The organism is Streptomyces sp. NPDC002809 (assembly GCF_040295435.1).
Taxonomy (GTDB): Bacteria; Actinomycetota; Actinomycetes; order Streptomycetales; family Streptomycetaceae; genus Streptomyces.
In genome coordinates this window covers 41,510-41,964 of record NZ_JBEOVJ010000074.1, presented here as the reverse complement: position 1 = coordinate 41,964, position 455 = coordinate 41,510, and the positions used below count along the sequence as shown (strand labels likewise).

1 rRNA gene and 1 pseudogene are annotated in these 455 nt (G+C 65.3%); both read left to right on the top strand.

The window, feature by feature from the left end:
- Positions 1–95: ribosomal RNA gene (rrf, locus tag ABT025_RS31135) — 5S ribosomal RNA — on the top strand; the annotation flags it as partial.
- 128 nt (positions 96–223) lie between these two features.
- Positions 224–455: pseudogene (locus ABT025_RS31130) on the top strand (tetratricopeptide repeat protein); the annotation flags it as partial.

Here is a 455-nt window from a genome sequence, read left to right as displayed (position 1 = left end):
AAACGCCCGGTTACATTCCGAACCCGGAAGCTAAGCCTTTCAGCGCCGATGGTACTGCAGGGGGGACCCTGTGGGAGAGTAGGACGCCGCCGAACAATCTTTGAAGGACCCTTGGTCCCAGCGTTCAACGCTGGGACCAAGGGTCCTTTTTGTTTTTCCGAAGCGCGTCGGGTGACCGGCTGCGCAAGAATGTCTGTAGTACCCGATGACAGGAGCACCACCGATGTCCACCAACTCTCCCGACGATCGTTCGGAGCGCGAGCCGCGTCGCCGGGACGGCGGTGACCGGGGCGGCTTCAGCAGCGGTCGTGACGACCGGTCAGGCAGCCAGCGGCGGGACAACGACCGCGGCGGAAACCGCCGTGACGACAGCCGGCCCACCAGCAGTGGTGGCGGTGGCTTCCGTCGTGACGACCGTGACCGGGATCGTGCGCCGCGTCGTGATGACAACCGCG